21 protein-coding genes and 2 pseudogenes are annotated in these 22474 nt (G+C 62.1%); 20 read left to right on the top strand and 3 right to left on the bottom strand.

The features are described 5' to 3' along the window. Positions 1 to 227: 227 nt before the first annotated feature. Positions 228 to 401, top strand: a pseudogene (locus MFF24_RS26200) (IS6 family transposase); the annotation flags it as partial. Positions 402 to 540: 139 nt separating this feature from the next. On the opposite strand, the gene MFF24_RS26195 reads toward MFF24_RS26200, so the two are convergent. Together MFF24_RS26195 and MFF24_RS26190 are read right to left on the bottom strand one after the other, a co-directional pair. Then, a complete protein-coding gene (locus MFF24_RS26195; protein WP_238228901.1) occupies positions 541 to 1779 on the bottom strand; it encodes an ABC transporter substrate-binding protein in 1239 nt (412 codons plus the stop codon). A gap of 8 nt (positions 1780 to 1787) precedes the next feature. Beyond that, positions 1788 to 2657, bottom strand: coding sequence for an ATP-binding protein (locus MFF24_RS26190; protein WP_238228900.1), 870 nt, complete (start codon positions 2655 to 2657; stop codon positions 1788 to 1790). 82 nt (positions 2658 to 2739) lie between these two features. Between MFF24_RS26190 and MFF24_RS26185 the strand changes: the two genes are divergently transcribed. The 9 genes from MFF24_RS26185 to MFF24_RS26145 all read left to right on the top strand — a co-directional run bounded on the left by MFF24_RS26185 (position 2740) and on the right by MFF24_RS26145 (position 10702). Next, the gene (locus tag MFF24_RS26185) at positions 2740 to 3393 is read left to right on the top strand and encodes a response regulator (RefSeq protein ID WP_238228899.1); all 654 of its coding nucleotides are present in this window, start codon (positions 2740 to 2742) and stop codon (positions 3391 to 3393) included. After that, positions 3393 to 4607 carry a PAS domain-containing sensor histidine kinase gene (locus tag MFF24_RS26180; RefSeq protein WP_238228898.1) on the top strand — a complete coding sequence of 405 codons (1215 nt, stop codon included), beginning with the start codon at positions 3393 to 3395 and terminating at the stop codon, positions 4605 to 4607. The genes MFF24_RS26185 and MFF24_RS26180 overlap by 1 nt, the downstream gene beginning before the upstream one ends. Then, positions 4601 to 5275, top strand: coding sequence for a hypothetical protein (locus MFF24_RS26175; protein ID WP_238228897.1), 675 nt, complete (start codon positions 4601 to 4603; stop codon positions 5273 to 5275). Before MFF24_RS26180 ends, MFF24_RS26175 begins: the two co-directional genes overlap by 7 nt. Further along, positions 5272 to 5988: an ABC transporter ATP-binding protein gene (locus tag MFF24_RS26170; protein ID WP_238228896.1), complete on the top strand. Its 717-nt coding sequence runs from the start codon at positions 5272 to 5274 to the stop codon at positions 5986 to 5988. The genes MFF24_RS26175 and MFF24_RS26170 overlap by 4 nt, the downstream gene beginning before the upstream one ends. 2 nt (positions 5989 to 5990) lie before the next feature. After that, positions 5991 to 6869, top strand: coding sequence for a branched-chain amino acid ABC transporter permease (locus tag MFF24_RS26165; RefSeq protein WP_238228895.1), 879 nt, complete (start codon positions 5991 to 5993; stop codon positions 6867 to 6869). A 32-nt stretch (positions 6870 to 6901) separates the two neighbouring features. Then, the gene (locus MFF24_RS26160; RefSeq protein ID WP_238228894.1) at positions 6902 to 7978 is read left to right on the top strand and encodes a branched-chain amino acid ABC transporter permease; all 1077 of its coding nucleotides are present in this window, start codon (positions 6902 to 6904) and stop codon (positions 7976 to 7978) included. A gap of 20 nt (positions 7979 to 7998) precedes the next feature. Then, on the top strand, positions 7999 to 9396 hold the full coding sequence (locus tag MFF24_RS26155; RefSeq protein WP_238228893.1) for an ammonium transporter: 1398 nt from the start codon (positions 7999 to 8001) through the stop codon (positions 9394 to 9396). Beyond that, positions 9393 to 9593: a hypothetical protein gene (locus MFF24_RS26150; protein WP_238228892.1), complete on the top strand. Its 201-nt coding sequence runs from the start codon at positions 9393 to 9395 to the stop codon at positions 9591 to 9593. The genes MFF24_RS26155 and MFF24_RS26150 overlap by 4 nt, the downstream gene beginning before the upstream one ends. A gap of 287 nt (positions 9594 to 9880) precedes the next feature. Then, complete coding sequence (locus tag MFF24_RS26145) at positions 9881 to 10702, top strand: transporter family protein (protein ID WP_238228891.1); 822 nt, start codon at positions 9881 to 9883, stop codon at positions 10700 to 10702. A gap of 204 nt (positions 10703 to 10906) precedes the next feature. On the opposite strand, the pseudogene MFF24_RS26140 reads toward MFF24_RS26145, so the two are convergent. Further along, positions 10907 to 11008: pseudogene (locus MFF24_RS26140) on the bottom strand (IS6 family transposase); the annotation flags it as partial. A 567-nt stretch (positions 11009 to 11575) separates the two neighbouring features. On the opposite strand from MFF24_RS26140, the gene MFF24_RS26135 reads away from it, so the two are divergent. The 10 genes from MFF24_RS26135 to MFF24_RS26090 all read left to right on the top strand — a co-directional run bounded on the left by MFF24_RS26135 (position 11576) and on the right by MFF24_RS26090 (position 22366). Next, positions 11576 to 11806: a hypothetical protein gene (locus MFF24_RS26135; RefSeq protein ID WP_238228890.1), complete on the top strand. Its 231-nt coding sequence runs from the start codon at positions 11576 to 11578 to the stop codon at positions 11804 to 11806. A gap of 591 nt (positions 11807 to 12397) precedes the next feature. Continuing rightward, positions 12398 to 13174, top strand: coding sequence for a GGDEF domain-containing protein (locus MFF24_RS26130; RefSeq protein ID WP_238228889.1), 777 nt, complete (start codon positions 12398 to 12400; stop codon positions 13172 to 13174). Positions 13175 to 13665: 491 nt separating this feature from the next. After that, positions 13666 to 14883, top strand: a complete 1218-nt coding sequence (locus tag MFF24_RS26125; RefSeq protein ID WP_238228888.1) for an ABC transporter substrate-binding protein — start codon at positions 13666 to 13668, stop codon at positions 14881 to 14883. Between the two features lie 54 nt (positions 14884 to 14937). Then, entirely contained in the window at positions 14938 to 16662 is a 1725-nt protein-coding gene (locus tag MFF24_RS26120) for an AMP-binding protein (RefSeq protein WP_238228887.1), read from the top strand. 132 nt (positions 16663 to 16794) lie between these two features. After that, the gene (locus MFF24_RS26115; protein ID WP_238228886.1) at positions 16795 to 18153 is read left to right on the top strand and encodes an adenylate/guanylate cyclase domain-containing protein; all 1359 of its coding nucleotides are present in this window, start codon (positions 16795 to 16797) and stop codon (positions 18151 to 18153) included. Positions 18154 to 18494: 341 nt separating this feature from the next. Further along, positions 18495 to 19076 carry a recombinase family protein gene (locus tag MFF24_RS26110; RefSeq protein WP_238228885.1) on the top strand — a complete coding sequence of 194 codons (582 nt, stop codon included), beginning with the start codon at positions 18495 to 18497 and terminating at the stop codon, positions 19074 to 19076. A gap of 4 nt (positions 19077 to 19080) precedes the next feature. Further along, entirely contained in the window at positions 19081 to 19512 is a 432-nt protein-coding gene (locus tag MFF24_RS26105) for a hypothetical protein (RefSeq protein ID WP_238228884.1), read from the top strand. Between the two features lie 202 nt (positions 19513 to 19714). Beyond that, positions 19715 to 19963, top strand: a complete 249-nt coding sequence (locus MFF24_RS26100; protein ID WP_238228883.1) for a type II toxin-antitoxin system Phd/YefM family antitoxin — start codon at positions 19715 to 19717, stop codon at positions 19961 to 19963. Next, positions 19960 to 20373, top strand: a complete 414-nt coding sequence (locus MFF24_RS26095) for a type II toxin-antitoxin system VapC family toxin (protein WP_238228882.1) — start codon at positions 19960 to 19962, stop codon at positions 20371 to 20373. Before MFF24_RS26100 ends, MFF24_RS26095 begins: the two co-directional genes overlap by 4 nt. Before the next feature lie 325 nt (positions 20374 to 20698). Beyond that, positions 20699 to 22366 (top strand): DUF4214 domain-containing protein, encoded by a 1668-nt coding sequence (locus tag MFF24_RS26090; protein ID WP_238228881.1) that lies wholly within the window; start codon positions 20699 to 20701, stop codon positions 22364 to 22366. The last annotated feature ends 108 nt before the right edge of the window (positions 22367 to 22474 follow it).

Genomic DNA, 22474 nt, shown 5'->3' with positions numbered 1-22474 from the left:
CCAATAAACTGCAACTGAGCCGGATTTTGGCTGATTCGCAAGTGCGAGGCGAGCCCGAGCGGGCTGACAGAAAAGCTTGTTTGTGGATTGCAGCCGCTTAGGCGCGTGGAAGCCGCGGAATAGCCGCCTCGCCGAACGGGATTATGGCGAGATGGATCGGCGAACCGCGGCGGGAAACTCCGTCGCGCACCTCATGGCGCCGCAGGAACTTCCGGCTAAAGTAGAACATGCCGCGGACCGGAGGCTTCCAGTCGTTCAGCACGGCGCGACGGACCATCCAGGGCTTCGAGGCCATGCTGTGGCTGCGCAAGGGATTCGGGTTCGCCGGTGCCTGGACGGTGTGCGAGCAGAACCGACTGCTGGCCGTCTATTTCGGACTTCCACAGGTTAACGAAGCCTGAAACCAGGGGTCTGCCAGCCTATCCTACGGCCTACGCTCCGGTTTGCGACAGGCCCGGCTTGCTCCTGCTGCTCCGGCGAACGATGGGGAGCAGACGCCTCTGCGCAGTCGTCCGCTAGAAGATCTTGATCAGCTGTTCTTCACTTGCCGCCGGCCGCCTTTGGCGTCGTTTCCGACGCGGATAGCCACGGCGGGAGCCGGAACCGCGACTTCTCATATGGGATTGGCGCGATCACCACTTGCTCCTTTTTATAGTCTTGTACTTGGTAGAAGAGGTGGGGAACGCCTTGAGAAGGGTCGTTTGTCGCGTCGGGGTAGGGAATGGCCGCCTGCCACTTGGGATGGTAGCGAATGGTACCCGCCACACTTCGATAGCTGATCTCGATCAGCCGCCGGGCAACCTCGCGGTTTTGCTCGAACTCGTAGGGACCGCCGGAGCCGCCAGCCACGGCAGCGGCGATCGCGAAATGATGCACCGAGCTATAGGGGAGACAGCCGACGCCAGGCGTTGCATCGGGCCCGAAGCGGGCGTGGTAGCGCCGTCCGAAGGCTTTGCCGACCTCATCGTGCAGCAACCCGATGACGGTGCCGACGATGACGCCCTCTGCTGCTTGGCCCGCAACCTCGATGAATGTCTGGTGCATCGCACCATATTGCAGATAGACGAGGCAATTCATCGGTTTGCTGAGGAATTGTTTCTGAAAGTGGGCGATATCACTCGCATAGAAATGCGTGTTCGCGATTACGGCCGGCTTGGTCTCGCGCACCCGTTCCAGTACCGCCGTCCAGTTGCTCGTCGGGGTCTTGACGACCTCGGGGCCGAAAACGACGCACCAGCCGAAATCGGCCGCGACGGAGCGCATGGCGTTCGCGATGACGATGCTATACGGGCGCGAGCCGGAGATGATTGCCAGCCGGTTCGACTCGGGACGCCATTGCCCGCTGTCCCTGAGCCACGAAATGAACTTGATGAAGCCCTGACCGTACCAGTATTCGGCGGGATCTCCCATGAAGCAGCCGAAATAGCGCCCCGGGTCGCTCATCACCGTATCATGGTGCTGAAGTAGCGTGTTGTGATGGATGTAGATCACGCCGGCATCGGCGATCGGCTCGTATTCGGCGTTTTGGGCGCCGATATTGTATCCGTTGATGATCGCGTGGACTTGGTGCACACTGATGAGTTCACGCGCAGCCGCCGAGACAGCTTCGGCGCATTGGTCGCCGGTGTCGACAAAGATGGGTTTCAGCTTCTTGCCCAGGATGCCGCCTCGGGCATTTACTTCCTCGACGGCGAACTCCACTCCGCGCTGGAACTCTCGACCGTCCGCAGCCGAGGCTCCGGTGAGCGGCACCATGCTGCCGATAGGGATAGTAGACATCGGGAGCCTTATCGCCGTTCGTCAGTGATCGGGTCGCGACGCTGCTCGTAGAGCAGATGATGCATCGCAGAGCGCAGCCGTGCTGGACTGATCGGCTTGATGAGCACCGGCACACCGTCCTGCCTGATGCGTGCGATCAACTCCGGCTCGGTGTCCGCGGTGGCGATGATGCCCGGCAGGTCTGGGCGCACGAGCGTCCTCAACCTGGCGAGCACGTCCATTCCGGAGAGCTCGTGGGGCAGCCGATAATCGGCGAGCACAAGATCCGGCACTAGGCCGTCCTCGACGAGCGCAACTGCCCGCACCCCGTCGCTCGCTTCGAAAACGAGTACGCCCCAGCGCTCGAGGAGGAGACAAATGGTTTGTCGCAGCAGCTCGTTGTCCTCGATCACCAGAACGTTGATGCCGAGGAACTCGCCACCGACCCGCTCGGAGATCTCGGGCTCGCCAATGTCGCTTTGCCAGACGTTTCCCAAGGGAACCGAGACCGAGAACACGGATCCCTTCCCGACCTTCGAACGTACGCCGAGTCGATGGCCGAGCAACTCGGCCACGCGATAGGCGATGTTGAGGCCGAGGCCGAGGCCGCGCTGACGTTGCGTCGGCTGCGCCCCCACCTGATGGAATTCCTCGAAAATCAGCTCGAGCTGATCGGCTGGAATGCCGCAGCCGGTGTCCCAGACTTCGATGTCTAGCATCTTCCCTCGTCGGCGCGCTCCGACGAGGATGCAGCCGGCCTCGGTGAACCGAATCGCGTTCGCGATGAAGTTGCTGAGTATGCGCTCCAATAACGCGCGGTCCGATTCCACAGTCGCGTGAAGATGCGGCTCTACGATCGCGGGGAGCAGCTGGCGATCGGGTTCCTGCGCGGCGGGCAATAGGTCGGGCTCTAATCCCGCCATTCGTTTAGGCACAGCTAAACATCGCGCAGGGTTTACAACGTTCTAAGGCAGAGCCTCAATGAAAGTGTTGATCGCGGACGATCATTGGATGATCCGCTCCTCGCTAAAACATGCGATTCGGACGGTGAACTCGGCACTCGAGCCGCTAGAAGCAGGCAGCTTCCAGGAGGCCTTCCATTTGTTGGGCGACAACCCAGACGTCGAACTGATGCTTATTGATCTGATGATGCCCGGGCTCCCGGAATTCGAGGGTTTGAGGAGCCTTCGGGCTAAGCATCCAGAGGTGCCGGTGGCGATCGTCTCAGTACACGAGGATCGCGAGCACGTCGTGCAGGCGATTGCGGAAGGTGTAATCGGTTACATTCCGAAAAGCGCGGACGGCGCAGAAATGCTTAGGGCATTGACACTCGTTCTAAACGGTGACGTTTATTTCCCCCGGGATATCCTGCAAGGCAGCACGATGCGCCGTCAGCAGTCTGCTGCCCTTGCGGCCAGAGACATGGCAACGCCGACGCTGACTTCCCGCGAAAGCCAGGTGTTGGAGCTGATAGCGCAGGCGCGCTCGAACGCCGAGATCGCCGAGAAGCTCGGAATGAGTCCAAATACCGTGCGTGTCCACGTCCGCAATGTCGGTCTCAAACTGAACCTGAAGGAGCGGTCCGACCTGATGGCCTACGGCGAGTCCTACACCAATACGCGAGCGGCGAGTTGATGGCCGTAGTCGGCCCAGCTGCGTATCGCCCCGCGGGTCTTGCCGAGGATGTCAGGCTGCTCTGCGACAGTCTGAACTGCATAGCCTACGCTTTCGCATTGCCGCTCGGAGGCCCTCCCCGCCTCGACTGGCTCGTGGGATCGATTTCTGGAGCCGTCGTCGCGCCGATCAAATGCCTGATGGATGGCGAGCTCGGCACGCAGACCGACTTGGTGCGCAGTCACCTCGAGGCAGCCGTTGCCGGAAACGCTTCCCAGATCGAGCTCATCTGGCGCGACGGGAGTTCCGGACTGCTGCATCTGCGGGACGCGGTCCAGCCCGAATTCGACAACCAGGGCCGCGTAGTCCGGATAGTGGGCACCGTTCGCGACGTCGCCGACGAGCTATGGAGTAGCCGCGAGAGCGCCTTCGCGCTCTGGCAGCACAGGATCGTCGAACATCTCGATCAGGGGCTGGCCTGTTGGGACCGCGAGGGACGCCTCGTGCTGGCCAATCGGCAGTTCCGCACGCTCGGCGGTGCATGTTTGATGACCATGCGACCGGGCGCGTCGATCGAGGCGCTCGCCAGAGCGGCGGCCTTCTCCGGCGAAATAGTGGTCGACGGGCCGCCGGAGGAGTGGATCGCGATGGTGCTCGAGGATTTCGGCGAGGGACGCTACCGCGAGCATCGTCTGGCGGATGGCCGCTCACTCGAAGCCATTCCGATCCGCGTCGCGGAGGGAACGATCCTGCGTATTCACGACGTGTCTTCGCAAAAAGGCGGTGAACGCGCCTTACGGGATGCGAAGGAGATCGCCGAAACCGCGAATTTGAAGAAGAGCCGGTTCCTGAGAGCGGCCAACCATGATCTGCGCCAACCATTGGCCACTCTGAAGATACTGATCTACAGCAGCATCGAAGTTCAGGACGCGGCACATCGGCTCGAGCTGCTGCACTCCATGGACGTAACCGTCTCGATCATGGAGGAAATTCTCGGCTCCCTCCTCCAGATCGGCCAGCTCGACGCCGGCCGTATGACGACTCGCATCGTCCATTTTCAGATGTCGCAATTGATGGAGCGGCTGAAGATAGAATTCGCGCCCCAGGCGACGTCGAAGGGGCTGACGTTCCGTGTGATCGGTAGCCAGTTGGCGGCCTCATTCCCCGCGAGATCGATCAGGTCGAGAGGGTCATTCGTTCCCTGGCCGCCGATAGCGGCATCACCGTCATGCTGATCGAGCACGTCATGCGCTTCCTCGTCGGCCTCTCAGACGAGGTCATGATCATGAATCACGGCGAGATGCTCTACAAAGGTCTTCCGAAAGGCCTCTCCAAAGATCGCAAAGTCGTCGAGACCTATCTTGGCGAGGGCACCTCCGGTCGTCTGTCCGCCCAGACGGAGACGGCCTCCGTCGATCCGGTTGACCTCGACTGCCTGGACGACGCCGCGCCGGATCCCTGGAGCCAGAAAGCCGAAGCGGCCGCACGCCGCCTGCTGATGCAGCACAGAAGCGGGCGCATCTACCCGATCGATTTTCTCCGACTGGAGAGCATCCTGGCCGAGCGCACCGAAGTCGACGATCTCAATACAATCACCCGCGTTGCCCGAGATATCGTCAAAGCCCAAAGCGAAGGCGCGCCGATCGACCAGAAGTTCGAGCTTCTCGCCCGAATCTTCGCCGAGGTCGCGGGGGTCCGTAAGGCTCGCGCACCTTCTGCCGCGACGAAGCAGGTCGGCGACGTCCGGGCACAGGCGATCGAAAAGGCTGCGCGCGATCTCGTTTCCCGCGAAGGAAGTCGGATCGACGCCCGTGCGCTCGAAGCGTTGCGGGTGGCTCTCGAGCGGAGCGCACCTGAAGAGATAGTTCCCGCCCTCGATGCAAGCGCCCGAGGTCTGCGATGACCCGCATGACCTTGAGCGTGAACGGCGTCAACGCCGGCTACGGCCGGCGCCAGGTGCTGCGATCGATCAGCTTCAGTGTCCCGGAAGGCAGCGTGGTCGGCGTGATCGGCCCGAACGGGCATGGCAAGTCCACCCTGATGCGCGCGATTTCCGGCCTCAATCCGGTATGGTCCGGCGAGATCTTTCTGGACGGCACCGCCGTCCATCAACTCCCCGCGCATCAGCGGGTAGCGCGCGGCGTGGTGCATATCCCGCAGGGCGATCTCGTCTTCGCCGAGATGACGATCGAAGAAAACCTCAAGCTAGGGGCGATCATTGTCCCCGACAACGACGAGGTCGAGCGGCGCCTGTCGCAGGTCTACGACATCTTTCCGCGACTGCTGGAGCGGAGGGAGCAGATCGCCGGCACGCTATCGGGCGGCGAACGGCGCATGCTCGGCATCGGACGTGGGCTGATGACCGGTGGGCAGATCATGCTGCTGGACGAACCCTCGCTCGGCCTTGCTCCCAAGATCATCGATGAGATCTACGAAAATCTTTCCAGCCTCCGATTGATCAGCCCGACCCTGATTATAGTGGAAGAGAATCCGATCCGACTACAGGAGGTCGCCGACTATATCTACCTGATGGACAACGGCGAGTTCGTCTGGAACGGCCGCGCGAAAGAGCTGAGCGGCGCGGCCGATCTGCTCAAGACATATCTTGGGGGCTGAGCATGGACATCTTCCTTCAAGTACTCTTCAGCGGTCTCACCGTCGGCGCGATGTACGCGGCGGGCTCGATCTCCCTCTCGCTTTTGTGGAGCTCGATGGGGATGCTGAACCTCGCGAACAGCAGCTTCATCGCGATAGGCGGCTACGCCGCCTACTTCTGCATGACGATCCTCGGAGCAAGCTGGGTCTTTGCGATCCCGCTCGCGATCGTCTCGGGAGCGGTCGCCGGCTATCTCTTCTATCACCTCGTCGTGCGCTGGCTGTTCGTGCGGCCGGACTTCGCGATCAACATCATCATCTCGACGGTCGCGGTCGCAGCGTTGGTGGAAAACGTGATCCTGAACGCTTTCGGTCCCGAGGCGCGGCGGCAGCCGTTCCAAATTCCGGGCGGCATGCCGATCGGCGGCGCATTTCTGCCTTTCCAAACTCTGCTCACCCTCGTCATGGCGATGCTGCTCCTCGCTCTCGTTCTGTGGATCATGAAGCGCACCCGCACGGGGCTCGTGATCCGCGCGGTGGCTCAACAGCGCGATGCTGCCCAGCTCATGGGCATCGACGTCAGTTCGTCCTTCGCGCGAGCGATGATGCTGGCCGCGACCGTCGGCACCGTCTCCGGCGTTCTGGTCACCGCCAGCACGCAGCTCTTTCCGGCGACCGGCTTCGACGCGACCGTCAAGGCTCTGGTGATCTGCATCATCGCCGGGCTCGGCAACATTCGAGCATCGATCCTGATGGCGTTCGTCCTGGGGATCTTCGAAATCGCCATTCAATACATCTTCGGTCAGCGGTTCGGCTTTCCGGCGATGCTCGGCTTGGTGATCGTGGTCCTGATCGTCAGCCCCGTCGGCCTATTCGGCAAACAAACGGTGACAAGAGTATGAGCCCGCGAGAAGACAGCCCATCGCACGGCATCATGCGCGACGTCTGGGTCGGCCTCGCTCTATGTCTTGCGGCCATCGTTGTTCCGGCCCTCGGCACGAGCAACTACGTCCTCACGCAGTTCACGCTGTTCTTCATTTGGGCGGCCGTTGTAACCCAGTGGAACCTCGTCTTCGGCATAGGCGGCGTCATCACGCTCGGTCACATGGCGGTCTTTGCCGTTGGCGCCTACTCGACCGCCATGCTCGGCTTCTACTTCAAATGGAGCCTGTGGGCGACGCTCCCGATCGCGGCGGCGTCAGGCGTCGCCGCGAGCCTGTTGATGGGCGCGGCGACGCTACGCCTGCGCGGCCCCTACATCGCCGTCATGACGCTCGCGATTGCTCAGGCAGCGAACTCGCTGATCCTGACCGACGTTGAGTGCTTCACGACCACGGCCACCAGCGGCTGTCAGAATCTCACCGGCGGAGCTCGAGGTCTATTCAACTTTGGGGACTTCGGCTTCGCGCAACTGCTTGGATACAAGCACAAGATCTTAGGCGACTACTATCTGGCGCTCGCTCTTCTCGTGATCGGAACGATCTTCGCGTTCCTTATCGCGTATAGCGCCTTCGGCGCAACATTCCGTGCCCTGCGCGACAACCGTGTCTGCGCGGAGGCACGCGGCGTCGACCGCGTCCGCTTTCAGTTCCTCGCCTTCGCCGCCTCCGGGATCTTCACCGGGCTCGCAGGCGGTGTCTACGCTGGTATCCAGCGAACGATCGGTCCCGACATGCTGTCGATCCCGCTTCTCCTGTTCATTCTGTCGATGATGATCGTTGGGGGGCGCGGCACCAACTGGGGCCCGATCCTGGGCGCCGCCGCTCTGATGCTGGCGGACACCGTGCTTCGCGACTTCCCGCAGTTTCGCGTCGCGGCGCTCGCGATGTTCATCCTGCTCTTCATGATCTTCCTGCCAAGAGGCATCGCGGGGCTCGTCGCCGACATCGTCGACTGGCGGCCGCAGGATGAGCCGAAGGCTGCCAAGACACGGTCGGATATCGAAAAACTTGTCGGACTTGCGGCCCGGAGGCGCGTTTCGACGACCGCCCCCGGCCCGTCCGGCCGCTAACGGGTGCGGGAGAGTCGCTCATGGTACAGTCAGGCGTCTATATCGGGGCGACCATTGGCGACGTCTTCGCCTGGACGACGTCGTTCCTCTCTCTGTTACTCGTCCTCGGCGTAGCCGCGATCGCTGCCGCTGGCGTCCGCCCGAAGCATCACGCGAGCGCGCTGAACCAGCAGCTGTGTTTGCTCGCACTGATGATTGTCAGCACCTTCCTGGTCGGCTGGTGGGTGCGACAGCTCTTCGTCGGAGGCCCGGGGATCACGGGTGGAGCAGGCTCCGGCCTGTCCGATGCCTTCCCGTGGAGTGATAGGATGGGGCCGGGCCTCGGGGCCGACGGCGCGGTGTCGCCGACTCCGGGGTGGCTGCGGCATGCCACCGCGTGTTGGCTGGTGGCGGCGCTCGTCGGGCTCGCAGCTGCCGAGCGGTTGCGGACTTCGGCGCTGCTTCTGCTTGCCATGCTTGCCGGGAGCTTGTGCAGCTCCATCGCCGCCGCCTGGATGTGGTCGGCGGAGAGTTGGCTGGTGCGGCTCGTGGGCTTTCACGACGCTTTCGGCGCGGCCTCGGTGCACGCGGTCGCCGGCGGCTTCGCGCTCGGCGTCCTGCAGGTTCTCGGCCCTCGCACGGCTGCCACCGCAGGACCGGGCGTAGTTCGTCTGGCGTGCGCCAAGCCCTGGCTGTCCACACTCGGCCTGCTGTTCCTGATCGGAGGCCTCGCGGCTTTCGCAGCGGCGACGCTCGCACCGCTCGCAGCGCCCGGATCCGCCGCTCTGGTGATGGCCGGCGTGTATGGCACGCCGGCACCGCTCTTCGGCGTCGCCGGCAATCTATCGCTCGCGGTAGCATCCGGCATACTTGTGGGTCACATCCTGGGGGATGGAGAGCCAGCCCGTACCCTAGCCGGCGGCGTAGCCGGGCTGGTCGCGGTCTTCGCAGGGGCCGACCTCTATCACCCGCTACAGTCCTTTCTACTCGCTGCCGTAGTGAGCTGGCTCAGCCTGCGGTTCGGCGATCGCGTCCGAGATCGCCATGGAATCGACGATGCGGCAGGCATCGTCTCGATCCACGGTTTCGCTGCCGCAGCCGGTCTGCTTGCAGCGGGGTTCCTGTTGTGGACCGTACCCTCCAGCGGCACTCCGGGAGCCGCCGCCGTGAACCCATTCGGCAATACGGTGGGCGCAGCCTTTGGCTTCATCCTGTTCGGGCAGCTGCCCGGCTACGCCGCCGCTCGCTTCCTCAACTATCTCGGGATCCTCCGGATTCGATCCTCCATCGAACTCGCAGGCGGTGACCTCATGATGGAAGTCCGAGCAGCGGATCTTTCCGAGCGCTCCCTCGACCGCGAGCGCGCATTCATCCGTGAACGGACGCCGCAGGCCGAGGTGGGCGTCGTGCTTCAGACCAACCGGCGGAGCGTGCTGTGAGCTGGACGATCCTTTTTCCTTGGCCCGGACTTTCTGGATTGTGGGCAGCTGCAACCCTTCTTCTCGTCCTGTGGTGGCTGATAGCCCAGCACCGGTTGGAACAGGTGGAACATCAGGCGATGGACGATCTCGTCGGCGACGGCGACGGCCTGCGGCAGTTGCTCGACGAGGAGGCGTCGGCAATCAGGGCGAGCTGATTTTTGTATTCGCCTTCTGAAGCGAACTAGATAATAAGTTTTCAAGTTATATTTTCCGAGTTTATCTGTGATTATTGCAATACTGTCACAACAACAGCAATCATATCGGTGTTATAGCTAGAATATCGCTCGTTCCGGGCAATTACTTCTAAATAAATCCGAGACGCCACGGCTCCGCCGGGGCGAACGGTGGATGCTTGCCGACGGCCTTCCATGGCCAATCAGGGGGAAAACCGATGCCAACCAACTCACGGAAAGCGGGAAGAAGGGTACCTAGGCGTGTCATCATGGTTGGCGCGGCCGCGCTCGCCTCGAGTCTCGCCGTTTCGACAGGGACGGCGACGGCGGGTGGAACCAGCGCACCGGGCTTTACGTCCGGTCTTCCGATCTACGCCATCTTTCCGGAAGGTCTCTACTACATTAACCAAACGGACTCGAGCTTTCGTACCGTGAGAGGCGTCGACGTTCGGGTCAATTCAAACATCTTCTTCTTCTACTACCAGAGCCCGATCGTTCTTGCGGATGGCGCCGTGTCGTTCGTGGTCGCACCGACGGTAGTCGACGTGGCTACCTCGGTCTCGTCGAACGTGGTCAACCTGTACAACACCTACTTTGCTTCGCAGATCAGTTGGCAGATCACTGACGGCCTCTTTTTCGGCGCGCGACTCGGCGGCTACATTCCGCAGAACAACGGGTTGGCGCTCGACTACGGCACGATCGAGCCGCGCTTCGGTTTGACCTATCTTGGCAACGGCTGGCAGGCGACCAGCAACTTCATCTTCGGAAAGCCGGTCGGCGGAACGACTGCCGCCACGCGCGCGCCGGACTATTTCCTTGCGGATTTTTCGGTGACGAAAACCTTCGGCAAGTGGGCGCTCGGCCCCGTCGCTCACGTCTCGACCGACCTCAACCGTCCCTATGCAAGCTATCGAAGACAGAACCAGTTCGCCGTCGGCGGCATGGTGAGCTACGACTTCGGAGGGGCTACGCTTCAGGTCAAGTTGACCAGGGACGTTTCCCAGACGAACTACGGAGGTAAGGAAACGGCGGTATGGACGAACCTGATCGTCCCGCTCTCGGTGCCGGAGAAGCCTCCTGGAACCAAATGATTTGTCGGAAGCTGCAGACTAGCGCTCAAGCGTGAGCTTCACACCACATCAGCGGAATTGATTTCGCCGATGTGGTGCGCCTACGGTACCCTGACGTCGGGCCGCCGTAGCCTGACGTCGGGCCGCGGAGGCGGGGATGCCGACAAGGGCCTGTCGCAAACCGCGGCGTAGGCCGTAGGATAGGCTGGCAGACCCCTGGTTTCGGACTTTGTTAACCTGTGGAAGTCCGGAACAGACGGCCAGCAGTCGGTTCTGTTCGCACACCGTCCAGGCACCGGCGAACCCGAAGCCCTTGCGCAGCCACACACTGAGATAGGTTCGACAGATTGCAACTTCTCTCAAACCGCGCGCCGAAAAACTTTGCGACAGGCCGGGAAAATTGTCTTGCGTTTCTTAAAGGGAACGATAGTTTCTGGGTGGGATCAACGCTCGTGCAGAGCGCTGATCCCATAGTTTCCTCCGAGGACTTAGCTTCGCCGGCGCTAGTCGGCGAAGCTTTTTTCCAAAGTGGCTCTAGCCGCCATGCCTAACGACCCTTGAACGCCGCGAGTTTACGACAGACCCCGCCAATCACTGAGTTGGCACGAAGATCTCCGGGCGCGCCCTGGGAGCTGTCATCGTGTGTGTTTTATTCACAGGCGTAGTGGCAAGCCGCCGACAGCCGCGGCCACAAGGATCAGCTCGACAGTGAGCAACGATTTGGCGTGCCCGCATCTTGAAGTGGCGAACATGAGAGTGGTGCAAATCAGACGTTTGAGTCCGCCTTCAGCCCAGCAAAATCAATGCGTTAGGCCAAGATCCCACGGACTCAAGTGTCAGACTTGCGCGAACCCCCGCCGGGAGCAACCCAGATCGGAGTCGGAGAGCCTGCCGATGGATGCCAAGCTGCTGTCGCCTAGATTTCCTCACACCGTCATCGTTTCCTGTACCGACGAGATGCTTCCGGACCGCCTGTCCCATGCGTGGCGTCTCGGCTCCTGCGGTGAGGATTGGACCTGGGGCCGGGCTGGCGCGGATCAGATGCGGTTCTCCTTCAAGCGTGAGAGGGACCGCGCCCAGTTCCGGCTCTATGCGCTCGCCGACGTGACTGCCCCGACAGGATAAGGGCCGCTGAGACCGGCTCAGCGTCCTCCTGTCGACGAGGCTGCGTGATCTACGATCAGTAGGAGCATCGGCACAGGCGATGGCTGACGCTGTTCCGCAGGAGGAGCGGCGTAGAGCGGCGTCAGCGAAGGGACCGCGGCCCCTCATAGATGGGAGGCCTTTGCGTGAGTTTGATCCCCGCCGGATGCGTGGGGCTCTAGCACCCCACACAGCGTGGCGGTCAGTCCTTGAAGGCCCAGATCGGCACGCCGACGCCGCATCAGGTCCCCGAAACCTGGGTTTAAGCAATGCGCGTTAGGCATGTCGTCCTCGTCCGGGACGCGGACATGCGAGGCCACGCGATGCGGAACGACCCGGGATCGACCGAGGAATGGCGATCCCTCAGGCTCTATCAGAGGCTCTATGATCAAGCCGCCCGGCTCGCGCGGATCGGGGCCTGGGAATGCGATCTTGAGACCGAGCAGCTGACTTGGACGGACGGGGTCTACGAACGGGGTCTACGACCTGTTCCAACTGCCGTTCGGCGGGCGGCTCTCGCGCTCCACCATCGTTGGCCTCTACGCCGAGGAATCCCGGCGTGAGCTGGAACTCGTGCGGGCCGAGGCCATCCGCTCCGGGCAGGGCTTTGTTCTGGAGAGCGAGATCCGGACCGGGCAGGGCCAGTCGCGCTGGATCCGGATCACCGCCGACATCGCGCGCGAGCAGGGCAGGGCGGTCCGCCTGTTCGGGGCCAAGCAGGACATCACCGAGGAGCGCGAAGCCTGGCACCGCCTCAGGCAGCGGGCCGAGCGCGACCCGCTGACGGGCCTCGCCAATCGCGGCCTGTTCGACGCGCATTACCGCGCCATGGTCGCCGGCGAGCGCGACCACGCCAGCGTCGCCGCCCTGGCGCTGATCGACCTCGATCACTTCAAGGCGATCAACGACCGGTTCGGCCACGCCGCCGGGGACGAGTGCCTGCGCCTAGTCGCGCGGCGGCTGCAGCGGATCTTCGGGGACGCCGTCCTGATCGCCCGCCTCGGCGGGGACGAGTTCGCCGTGCTGCTGCGGGCCCCCCTCGGCCCGGCCCGGATCGCCCGGATGCTGGCGCGCGCCTCGGCGGCCCTGTGCCAGCCCATGCTCTGGGACGGCACGCGCCTCGAGGTGGGCGCCTCCATCGGGGCCGCGATCCTGAATCCTCGGCAGAGCCGAGCGGCCTCGGGGGTCTTCGCGGAGGCGGACGCTGCCCTCTACGCCGCCAAGGCCGCGGGCCGGAACGCGGTGCGGATCTACGGCGATCCCTCCTGGGAGGCGCGCATTCCCGGAAGGGTCCCCGAAGCGGCGGCAACGTCCGAGCGCGCTCCGCGCCGAGCCCGGACCGGCGGCTGACGCGCGCCGCGAGGAGGTGGATCGCAAAGTTTAGGCGGATAGATGCCTATGTGATGGCGTGCGTGAACAGCATGCCGGCGGCCGTGATCAGGATCACCGCCAGCAAGCGCCACGTCTCACTGATCGGCTGCGAGGTCGGATTGGCATCGTTGAACATCGGCGCGGTCCCCGGCTACGGCAGTGTCCGATAAGTGAACAGCGAGATGGTTACCGCTCCGTTCGTTTCCTGCCTCGCTATCTCAGGTTGTGTCCGGTGCATGAGGCCGGTCTGTCGGGGAAACGACCGTTTTCCCGACACATCCGGATCGTTTTGGCGGACTCGCCTCCTATCCGAAGCAGTATACCTCTGCGGACAGAAGGAGCGCGGGCAGCATATTCGGAATGCAGGGCGCCAGTAATCACCGTGCGGTCTCAAGCAGTGAAGTTTCCCAGACTGGACACCGCCTCTTCACTGGCCCAACCTCCTCGACAAGGCAGTCGGTGGTGCCAAAATGCTGAGGCAGTTTATTCTTTTTGCTGCGGCGATTGTCCTTCTGACCGAAGCATTCGCATCCCAGACAGCCGTCAAGATTGGTGTGCTGAACGATAGCTCTGGCGTCTACTCTGACTCTGGGGGAGCCGGCTCAGTCCTCGCCGCGCACATGGCGGCCGAGGACTTCCAGGCGACTGCACACAGCCTCTCGGTTCAGGTCATCTCCGCCGACCACCAGAACAAGCCGGACATCGCCGCCGCCATCGCTCGGCAATGGTATGACCGCGATGGGGTCGACGCGATCTTCGACCTACCGCCGTCCTCTGCCGCGCTGGCCGTCAACCTGGTCACGCGCGACAAGAACAAGGTCTTCGTCGCCTCCAGCGCCGGCACAGCCGACCTGACCGGCTCGCAATGCACGCCCAACACCGTGCACTGGACCTACGACACCGTTGCCCTCGCCAACGGCACCGGCGGCGCCATGGTCAAGCGTGGCGGTAACACATGGTTCTTCATCACCGCCGATTACACCTTCGGCTATGTGCTGCAGCACGATACCACAGCCGTCGTCGAGAAAAGCGGCGGCAGGGTCGTTGGTTCGGTCAGAGCGCCCTTCCCAAACTCCGATTTCTCCTCTTTCCTGCTGCAGGCCCAAGCCTCGAAGGCGAAAGTCATCGGGCTGGCCAATGCTGGACGGGATGCGGCCAGCGCGATCAAGCAGGCGGGCGAGTTCGGCATTCGGCAGAGTGGGCAGAGCCTCGCGGCCCTGCTGATTTCCCTGGCCGAGATCCATGCGCTCGGCCCGGCCGTGGCTCAGGGGCTCGTGCTGACGGAAGCCTTCTACTGGGATCTGAACAACGCGACCCGCGCCTTCTCGGACCGCTTCGCCAAGCGGTTCGGCGGCAGGAAGCCGACGGCCTATCAGGCCGGGGTCTACGCCAGCGCTCTGCATTACCTAAAGGCGGTCGAGGCGGTGGGCTCGCCGAAGGACGGTGCAGCGGTGGTGGCCAAGATGAAGGAGTTGCCGACCGACGATCCGCTGTTCGGGAAGGGGGAGATCCGGCAGGACGGCCGCAAGATCCACGACATGTATCTGTTCGAGGTGAAGACCCCTGCCGAGTCGAAGGGCGAGTGGGATCTCTACAAGGTGCTGGCCACCATCCCCGGCAAGGAGGCCTTCCGCCCCCTCGACGAGGGCGGCTGCCCGCTCGTCGCGATGTCAGCGGCTCACCACTGAAGCCGGCAAGTTGCCGACGTAGAACCGAGGATCTCTGCGCAGGCGGAGGTGGACATGACGCAAGCTGCAGATTGGGTCTCTGACGGAAGCGCGCCGGACGAGTTGCTGCCCTGGCGGCGGCACTTTCCCGATGTGGCCGACTGGGACGGGCCGCTTGAGGTCATGACGCTCTCCGAGTTGCTGGCGGCCGGTGTCGCCCGCGCTGGCAGCCGGCCGCTGATCACCTTTCGGAACCGCACCATCAGCTTCCCGGAATTCGCCGCGCAGGTCGACAAGCTCGCTGCCGGGCTGATCGCTCTCGGCCTCGCCCCTGGCTCCGTGCTGGGCTTGCACCTGCCGAACACGCCCTTCCATCCGCTCGCCTTCTTCGCCGCCGCTCGGGCTGGCCTTACCGTGATGCACCTGTCCGGCCTCGATGCGCCGCGCGAACTCGATCACAAGTTGCGCGTCAGCGGCGCTCGCGTTCTCGTCACCACGAACCTGCCGGGCTTCCTGCCTGCTGCCTTGCGCCTTCTTGAGGCCGTCGCCGTCGACACGATCCTGGTCGGGGATGATGCCGAGTGGGGTCCGTCGACCGTCGCAGACCCGCTCATGATCCCAGAGCGCGCCGGCCTCAGCCCACTGACGAGGCTACGAGAGGGACCTCTCCCCACCTTCTGGCCGCAGCGATCGCCTGATGACGTGATGCTGCTGCAGTTCACCGGCGGAACGACCGGGCTGCCCAAGGCGGCGATGCTGACCCACGGCAATCTCACAGCTGCCGTATCGATGCATCGGCTCTGGCGCGACTATCTCTCACCTGGAGAGAACCTCGACGCCTTCGAGGCGTCGATGCGGACCATCGGGGTGCTGCCGCTGTTCCACATCTACGCGCTCACCGTCGTGCTCCTGCGCGCCGTGCGGAGCGGCGGCGAGATCCTGCTGCGGCAGCGGTTCGACCCCGAGGAAATCATCGCGGATATCGCGGTCAGGCGCGCGACCGTCTTCGCGGGCGTGCCGACGATGTGGCTCGCGCTCCTGAACCGCCCCGGCATCGAGGCGGTCGATTTCTCCGCGCTGCGCTGCTGCATCAGCGGCGGGGCGCCTTTGCCTTTCGAGGTACAGGCCCGTCTCGGCCGGCTGCTTGGGCGTGAACTCGTCATCGGCTGGGGCATGACCGAAACGGCACCGGCCGGGACACTCCTCCCCCGCACGGCGGCGCGGCGCCCTGGGGTGATCGGGGTCCCGTTTCCCGGCGTCGCGATGCGGGTCGTCTCCCTCGACGACTCGTCCCGCCCGGTAGCGCCCGGCGAGACCGGCGAGTTGGCGATCCGAGGTCCCAACGTCTTTGCGGGCTATCTCGATCAGCCGGAGGAGACGCAGAACGCCTTCCGTAACGGCTGGTTTCTGACTGGGGATGTCGGCAGGATGGACGAGCAGGGCGTGTTCGACCTCGTTGACAGGCGCAAGAACATGCTCATCTCCGGTGGCTTCAACGTCTATCCGGTGGTGATCGAGGGAGCGATCTACGAGCATCCGGATGTCGCTGAGGTGATCGTGATTGGCATCCCCGATCCCTACCTGGGCCAGGTTCCCAAGGCCTTTGTGACCTTGAAGCCTGGCGTTGAGGCTTTCAGCCTTGAGGCGCTGCAAGCATTCCTCGCCGAGCGAATAGGCCGCAATGAAATTCCGCGCGCACTGGAGTTTCGTGAGACACTGCCCCGCAGTGCGGCTGGGAAGCTCCTGGCGAGCGTCCTTGTCGCGGAGGAGCGCGCGAAGCGTCAGGCCCAAAGCGCCTGACTCACAGCACATCGGGTAGCGAGAGGGCGCACTTATTGAGCGACAATGGATGAACTTAGCATGAAGAAGGGTTAAGCCGCCCAAGATGCTGAGGTATCATTTATAGCGCGCCTCATCGGAGGGGGCCGCCCCATGCACAACTATCTCAGCGGAATTTGGAAAACTTACAAAAAGCTCTCAAGCGCGGCTGCGCTGCCTCGCCTGACCAGAGAAGAAGCCCTTCAGTTTCGACAGGAAATTCGTCTGCAGACAGTCTCCTCAATTCGCCTGATAATGCCCATTACGGTAATACTGCATTTAATAATGCCTGTCGGCGCGTTTTATTTTTATCCAGATGAATATGGGGTCTTGTTTGGATATCATTTCGCCGTCGCGCTTGGATCAGCTTTGCTTCTTTTGATGACACACAATGAGTTCGTCAAACGTCACATTCTGGATCTGGGTATCGTTGCTTGGGCTGGCGCGTCGCTTGCGATCGCCGTCACCATGGTGTCACTGACCAACGGCGTTTACTATTATATGGGCGCCGCAATATTCACCATGCTTTATGTCTGTGGCTTCATCAGAACAACTCTTTCCAGGTCTCTTGTTTGCTGCTTGATGGAATTGCTGTTTGTTAACTGCGCCATTTACTTTAAAGGACTGGCTAGCATTACCTACGTTTACGCCAATTTCTTCCTAGGATATGCGGCATTCATCGGTTTGACCGTCGGCTATTTCATTGAGGCGCTTGAACGCAACAAGTTCCTACTGCAGCGAAGGGTAGAATATGAGCAGAATAGAACCGAAAAAATCCTGAAAGAAATAATACCGAGTTCGATTTATGAACGAGTGAAGAATGGAGAAGTTCAAATTGCGGATCTAAGTCATTCTGTTACCATTCTATTCTGTGACATTGTTGGTTTTACCGAAATGGCATCGAAGCAGTCGGCGAGTCAAATTGTTAGCATGTTGAACGATCTTTTTTCCAGGCTAGATGAGATTGCGGCGTTCCACGGAGTCGAGAAGATCAAGACTATAGGAGATGCTTACATGGCAGCAGCGGGTATTGGTGACGCCGTTCAGAAAGACGCTTACGCAATAGCTGATTTTGCTTTGGCTTCCAAAATGGTTACGGAGCAGATGAGCGATGAGTATCCTTGGCCAATTTGCATGAGGTTTGGCATAGCCACCGGTGAAGTTATAAGCGGTGTCATAGGTTCATCGCGGCCAACATTTGACACGTGGGGCCGAACAGTAAACCTTGCGAGCCGTCTAGAAAGAAGCTCACCGCCTGGTATGATATGCTTGGACCAAGCTACCGCAGAATTTTTGATGAACAGCTATGAAATATCGGCTTATGGTCGGATTGCCCTCAAAGGCATCGGAGATACTGAGGCTTTTCTGCTGCACGGAGCAAATCCATTAGTTGCGGGGAACAGTGAACCCGACCAGGCACTCGCCCCGCCATCGAGCGAGGCTTCCTTTGACCGCAGGCCATATCAGGATTGAACACTGCGTTCGCCGCCGGGTTGGTCGTCATCAGCAACGACACGGAGGTGCGTCCAATCCCAACCGGGATCACCAGCCCGTGAAGCCCCACGCGAGGCCGATCCGTCCGTGGGGTTTTTCATGCGTGAACGCCTCAGGCTAGACTTTTCCTGACGCAGCATAGGAATAGAGTCTGCGCTGGTCCTAACCTCGCGGCCTTGCGGGCATTGTCGGAGAAACGACCGTTTTTCCGACACATGACGAAGCGGGTCCGTTTGGCCCGCAAAATCAAGCTGTTTATGTCGGGAAAATATGTCGGGTTTTCTATTGCCGATTAAACGTGGCTGTTCCACTATCCCGACATGCTCGTCGGTTATGCTCGCGTCTCCACCCTTGACCAGAACCTCGACCTTCAGCGCGACGCACTGGGGAAGGCTGGCTGCGAGCGCCTGTTCGAGGAGAAGAAGTCCGGCAAGGCCGGCACCAAGCGGCCGGAGTTCGAGGCGGCGCTCACCTACCTGCGTCCCGACGACGTCCTGGTCGTCTGGAAGCTCGATCGCCTCGGCCGCTCCCTCGTCGAGATGATGCGCACCATCGACACCTTGCGCCGGCAGAACGTGCACTTCCGCAGCCTGACCGAGCAGTTCGACAGCGACACTGCCCACGGCCGCTTCGCCCTGCAGATGCATGGGGCCATGGCCGAGTACTTCCTCGACCTCAACCGCGAGCGCACCATGGAGGGCTTGAAAGCCGCGCTGGCCCGCGGACGAAAGGGAGGACGCCCGAAAAAGCTGTCGTCGGCTGACATCGAGGCCGGCCGCGCCTTGCTGCAGGCGGGTACGATCCCGATCGCCGAGATCGCCAAGCGTCTCGGGATCAACCGGGACACCTTCTACACCTACTTCCCGCGGGCGCGGGCCACCAGCCTGGCTTCGAAGGGCTGAGCCGATGCCGATCCGGCGCGAGCACCGCTTCTTCTACCCGATCGACTGGCCCCAACTCTCGGCCCTGATCCGCTTTCGCCGCGCCGGGGGTGCCTGTGAGGCCTGCGGTCGGCCACATGGACAGATGATTTATCATCTGGGTGACGGACGCTGGTGGGATGCGGCTGCCGGCTCCTGGCGCGATGGCCAGGGTCGGCCGCTTCGTTCCCTGCCGACCATCGAGGAGCTTGGCGTCATCCGCGCGACCAAGGTTGTGCTAGCGGCAGCGCACCGCGATCATGATACCGGCAACAACGCTGGCACGAACCTCGCTGCCTTCTGTCAACGATGCCACATGCTGCACGATCGGCCGGAGCACCGGCGTCGGCGCTGGCGGACCCTGTTCCGGCGCAGGGCGCTGGGGGACTTATTCCGCGGACCGTACTCGATGCCATAACCTCTGAAAGTCTCCAGTCGCCTCATCGGGCTATCCGCCTGGCTGGCTTCAACTCCGCGAGAGACTCCTGAGTCACAGCGCGATTACTTCAAAACCTTCCTGCGCGACGGAGAGGTTCACCGCTGCTCCCGCCCCTGTGAATTTTCGTGGCAGAAGGCTGCCTCTTTATGTTAAGCTAGCTGTGCTTAGCTAGCAGGCTCGCATGGATCAGGTCAGCGTCTTCGACGCCAAAAATCGACTGAGCGCTCTTCTCGATCGGGTCGAGAAGGGCCATGAAGTCGTCATCACGCGACGCGGTAAGCCTGTGGCTCGCCTCGTTCCGACTTCTGAGACCAACCGGTCGCAAGCGGCGGTCGAAAAGCTGCGAGCGCTGCGAGATGGCATCGCGGCGCGTGGCGATCTGCTTCCCTGGTCGGAGTTGAAGGGCTATCGCGACGAAGGCCGGCAATGAGCCGCTGCGTTCTCGACTGTTCGGCTGCCCTGGCTTGGGTTCTGCCCGGCGAAGACGATGCGGCCGCTGATCGACTCTTGGAAGAGGTGGCAGTCGATGGCGCCGTCGTGCCGGGCCTCTGGCCGCTCGAGGTCGCCAATGTGCTGCTAATGGCAGAGCGTCGCAGCCGCATCACGCTATCGGAACGGCATCAAGCGCTCTCAATCTTGGCGGAGCTGCCCATCCACATCGAGCCGAACACAGCGGCGCGAGCTTGGACAGACACCCTTACCCTCGCAGAAACGCGCAAGCTGACCGTCTACGATGCCAGCTACCTTGAAGTAGCCATCCGACTCTCTCTGCCTCTGGCCTCTCGCGACGGTGATCTGCGGAAGGCGGCGTCTGCTTATGGGGTGAGCATCCTCACTTGAGCGACAACGGGCAGATAAGGAGACGACCTCCGTATAAATCCGAAACGACCGTTTCAGGTTCATACGTAGTCAGCCTCAGGGGTTGCAGCCGTGACTTTGGGGCTGCATCGACCTGATTTTGGCGTCATTCCGTTGCGAATTCACCACAATCGATTAGCAAAGAACATACCCATCTTGCGGCTGCCTAGCTCCGCATGGCCTATGTCCGTCGGTCTTAGCCTTGAGCTACTGCAATTGCGTACGCAACAGCAGCTGATCACAGTTGTCGCGCTTTGTCATTCAGTATTGGCCGTTTTTATTTGTGTGGGATGTTGGATAATTTCTGATGGCTACAAGTATTACAATCTTGACTTCTGGTGCCGATGTCGTTCTGCCCTCTGATGCGGACCAGATCGTCACCGCCACCGCGCAGACCCTCACCTCCACCGGCCTGAACCCCGCCAACGGCGGCACCCTGCCCGGCGACCAGCTCGACGGTGGCGCCGGCCACGACGTGCTCGCGCTGAGCGGATCGGGCAGCTTCGACCTCGCCCGCCTCAGCCAGTTCACCGGTTTCGAGGAGGTGCGCCTCACCAACACCACCAGCGGCTCGGCCTACCTCGCCCTGCGCAATGGCGTCGATCTCACCGTCACGCTGAGCGACGGTGCCCCCGCCTCCTCTGCCCCCTACGGCTCGACCGCCGGCGCCATCACGGTCGTGCTCGGCACCGGCAAGGTCACCCTGCTGGGCGGCAACGAGGCGGATTACATCTCCGCTTACACGCCCGCCAGGCTGCAGGCCGGCACCAGCCTCGACGGCGGTGGCGGCTCCGACAGTCTCAGCCTCTCCTATGACACGTCCACCACGAACCCCACCTTCGACCCGGTCACCGGCGCCATGATCCCGCCGGTCTACCGCGACACCGTCTACGACCTGACCGGCGTCAGCCTGCACAACATCGAGACCCTCAGCGTCAGCGGCTACAGCGGCATTGCCACCGGCACCACGACGATCGTGAAGGTGGACACGGCCGCCCTGGTCGACGTCACCACGCTCAGCTTCATCAGCCTCAGCGGCGAGAGCGGAAAGCTGGTGACGGGGGCTGCCAGCCTCGACATGACCGGTAAGACGGTCGGCTTCGGCAGCAGCGGGGGCAGCATCGAGAGCACGAATGCGACCGGCACCACCTTCACCACCAGCAACTACCAGATGGCTGCTCTGGTGAAGGGTGGTGCAGGTCAGGACACGCTGGTGGTCAACGGCGTGACGCTCACTGAGGCGCAGCGCGCGCAGATTTTCCAGAGTTCGATCGAGATCCTCAAGGACGCTACCGGAACCTACTCAAAGGTAGGCTCTGAAGTCGTTCAGATCATTGATCAGCAAAACAACCAAACCCTGTTCGACAATTCCAGCTCGACGCAGAATTATACTTACAAGCTTGGATCTGGCGATTACACCATCAAGCTCAGCAGCGGCGATAACTCTGTCACTGGCGCGGCTGGAAACCAGACTATCTATAGCCCCGCTGGCACGGGCCAAAACCATATCGATGGCGGCGATGTTTACGACACAATGGTCTACAATGTCGCCTCGACCGCCATCAACATTCAGGTCCTGAGCGGAGGCGAGATCAAGGTCGGCAGCCACTCCGACTATCTGACCAACGTCGAGGCCCTACAATTCACCGACAAGACCATCCTCACCTCGTCGCTGCTTTCTCCTGTCGAGAGTGGTGGCAACAGCGGTAATCCTGGTCCTGGAGGCGGGGATACCGGCGGCACGCCCGAGGCGCCAATCACGCCTCCTACGCCGATGATGCCCACAATCGATCCATCACGGTTCGGCACGATCACCCATGACGTGCACAGCGCGGCCGGCGAGGTCTACGCCCTCTACGATGCGCTTCTCGGCCGTGTGCCCGACGCACAGGGTCAGCAGTACTTCACGCGAGCCCTTGAGAGCGGCGCGTCCCTCGAGGATGTGGCGCAGAGCATGCTGCAATCCCCGGAATGAACCGCGCCGGGTTTCCCGGAGGCTCCCACTCTTGAGAGGATGGAGCCATGACGAAGCGCAGCACACCCTTTTCGCCTGAAGTCCGCGAGCGCGCGGTCCGGATGGTGT

Source organism: Methylorubrum aminovorans, from assembly GCF_022179725.1.
Lineage (GTDB): Bacteria > Pseudomonadota > Alphaproteobacteria > Rhizobiales > Beijerinckiaceae > Methylobacterium > Methylobacterium aminovorans.
The sequence above is the reverse complement of the archived record's forward strand: the minus strand, read 5'-3'. Positions and strand labels throughout refer to the sequence as shown.

Excerpts from the sequence above, each read along its gene's own strand:
- MFF24_RS26110 (WP_238228885.1), top strand. The coding sequence starts at position 18,495 with ATGCTCGTCGGTTATGCTCGCGTCTCCACCCTTGACCAGAACCTCGAC.
- MFF24_RS26175 (WP_238228897.1), top strand. The coding sequence starts at position 4,601 with ATGCTGATCGAGCACGTCATGCGCTTCCTCGTCGGCCTCTCAGACGAG.
- MFF24_RS26170 (WP_238228896.1), top strand. The coding sequence starts at position 5,272 with ATGACCCGCATGACCTTGAGCGTGAACGGCGTCAACGCCGGCTACGGC.
- MFF24_RS26155 (WP_238228893.1), top strand. The coding sequence starts at position 7,999 with ATGGTACAGTCAGGCGTCTATATCGGGGCGACCATTGGCGACGTCTTC.
- MFF24_RS26145 (WP_238228891.1), top strand. The coding sequence starts at position 9,881 with ATGGTTGGCGCGGCCGCGCTCGCCTCGAGTCTCGCCGTTTCGACAGGG.
- MFF24_RS26100 (WP_238228883.1), top strand. The coding sequence starts at position 19,715 with ATGGATCAGGTCAGCGTCTTCGACGCCAAAAATCGACTGAGCGCTCTT.
- MFF24_RS26105 (WP_238228884.1), top strand. The coding sequence starts at position 19,081 with ATGCCGATCCGGCGCGAGCACCGCTTCTTCTACCCGATCGACTGGCCC.
- MFF24_RS26115 (WP_238228886.1), top strand. The coding sequence starts at position 16,795 with ATGCACAACTATCTCAGCGGAATTTGGAAAACTTACAAAAAGCTCTCA.
- MFF24_RS26195 (WP_238228901.1), bottom strand. The coding sequence starts at position 1,779 with ATGTCTACTATCCCTATCGGCAGCATGGTGCCGCTCACCGGAGCCTCG.
- MFF24_RS26090 (WP_238228881.1), top strand. The coding sequence starts at position 20,699 with ATGGCTACAAGTATTACAATCTTGACTTCTGGTGCCGATGTCGTTCTG.
- MFF24_RS26120 (WP_238228887.1), top strand. The coding sequence starts at position 14,938 with ATGACGCAAGCTGCAGATTGGGTCTCTGACGGAAGCGCGCCGGACGAG.
- MFF24_RS26160 (WP_238228894.1), top strand. The coding sequence starts at position 6,902 with ATGCGCGACGTCTGGGTCGGCCTCGCTCTATGTCTTGCGGCCATCGTT.
- MFF24_RS26180 (WP_238228898.1), top strand. The coding sequence starts at position 3,393 with ATGGCCGTAGTCGGCCCAGCTGCGTATCGCCCCGCGGGTCTTGCCGAG.
- MFF24_RS26125 (WP_238228888.1), top strand. The coding sequence starts at position 13,666 with ATGCTGAGGCAGTTTATTCTTTTTGCTGCGGCGATTGTCCTTCTGACC.
- MFF24_RS26165 (WP_238228895.1), top strand. The coding sequence starts at position 5,991 with ATGGACATCTTCCTTCAAGTACTCTTCAGCGGTCTCACCGTCGGCGCG.
- MFF24_RS26095 (WP_238228882.1), top strand. The coding sequence starts at position 19,960 with ATGAGCCGCTGCGTTCTCGACTGTTCGGCTGCCCTGGCTTGGGTTCTG.
- MFF24_RS26185 (WP_238228899.1), top strand. The coding sequence starts at position 2,740 with ATGAAAGTGTTGATCGCGGACGATCATTGGATGATCCGCTCCTCGCTA.
- MFF24_RS26135 (WP_238228890.1), top strand. The coding sequence starts at position 11,576 with ATGGATGCCAAGCTGCTGTCGCCTAGATTTCCTCACACCGTCATCGTT.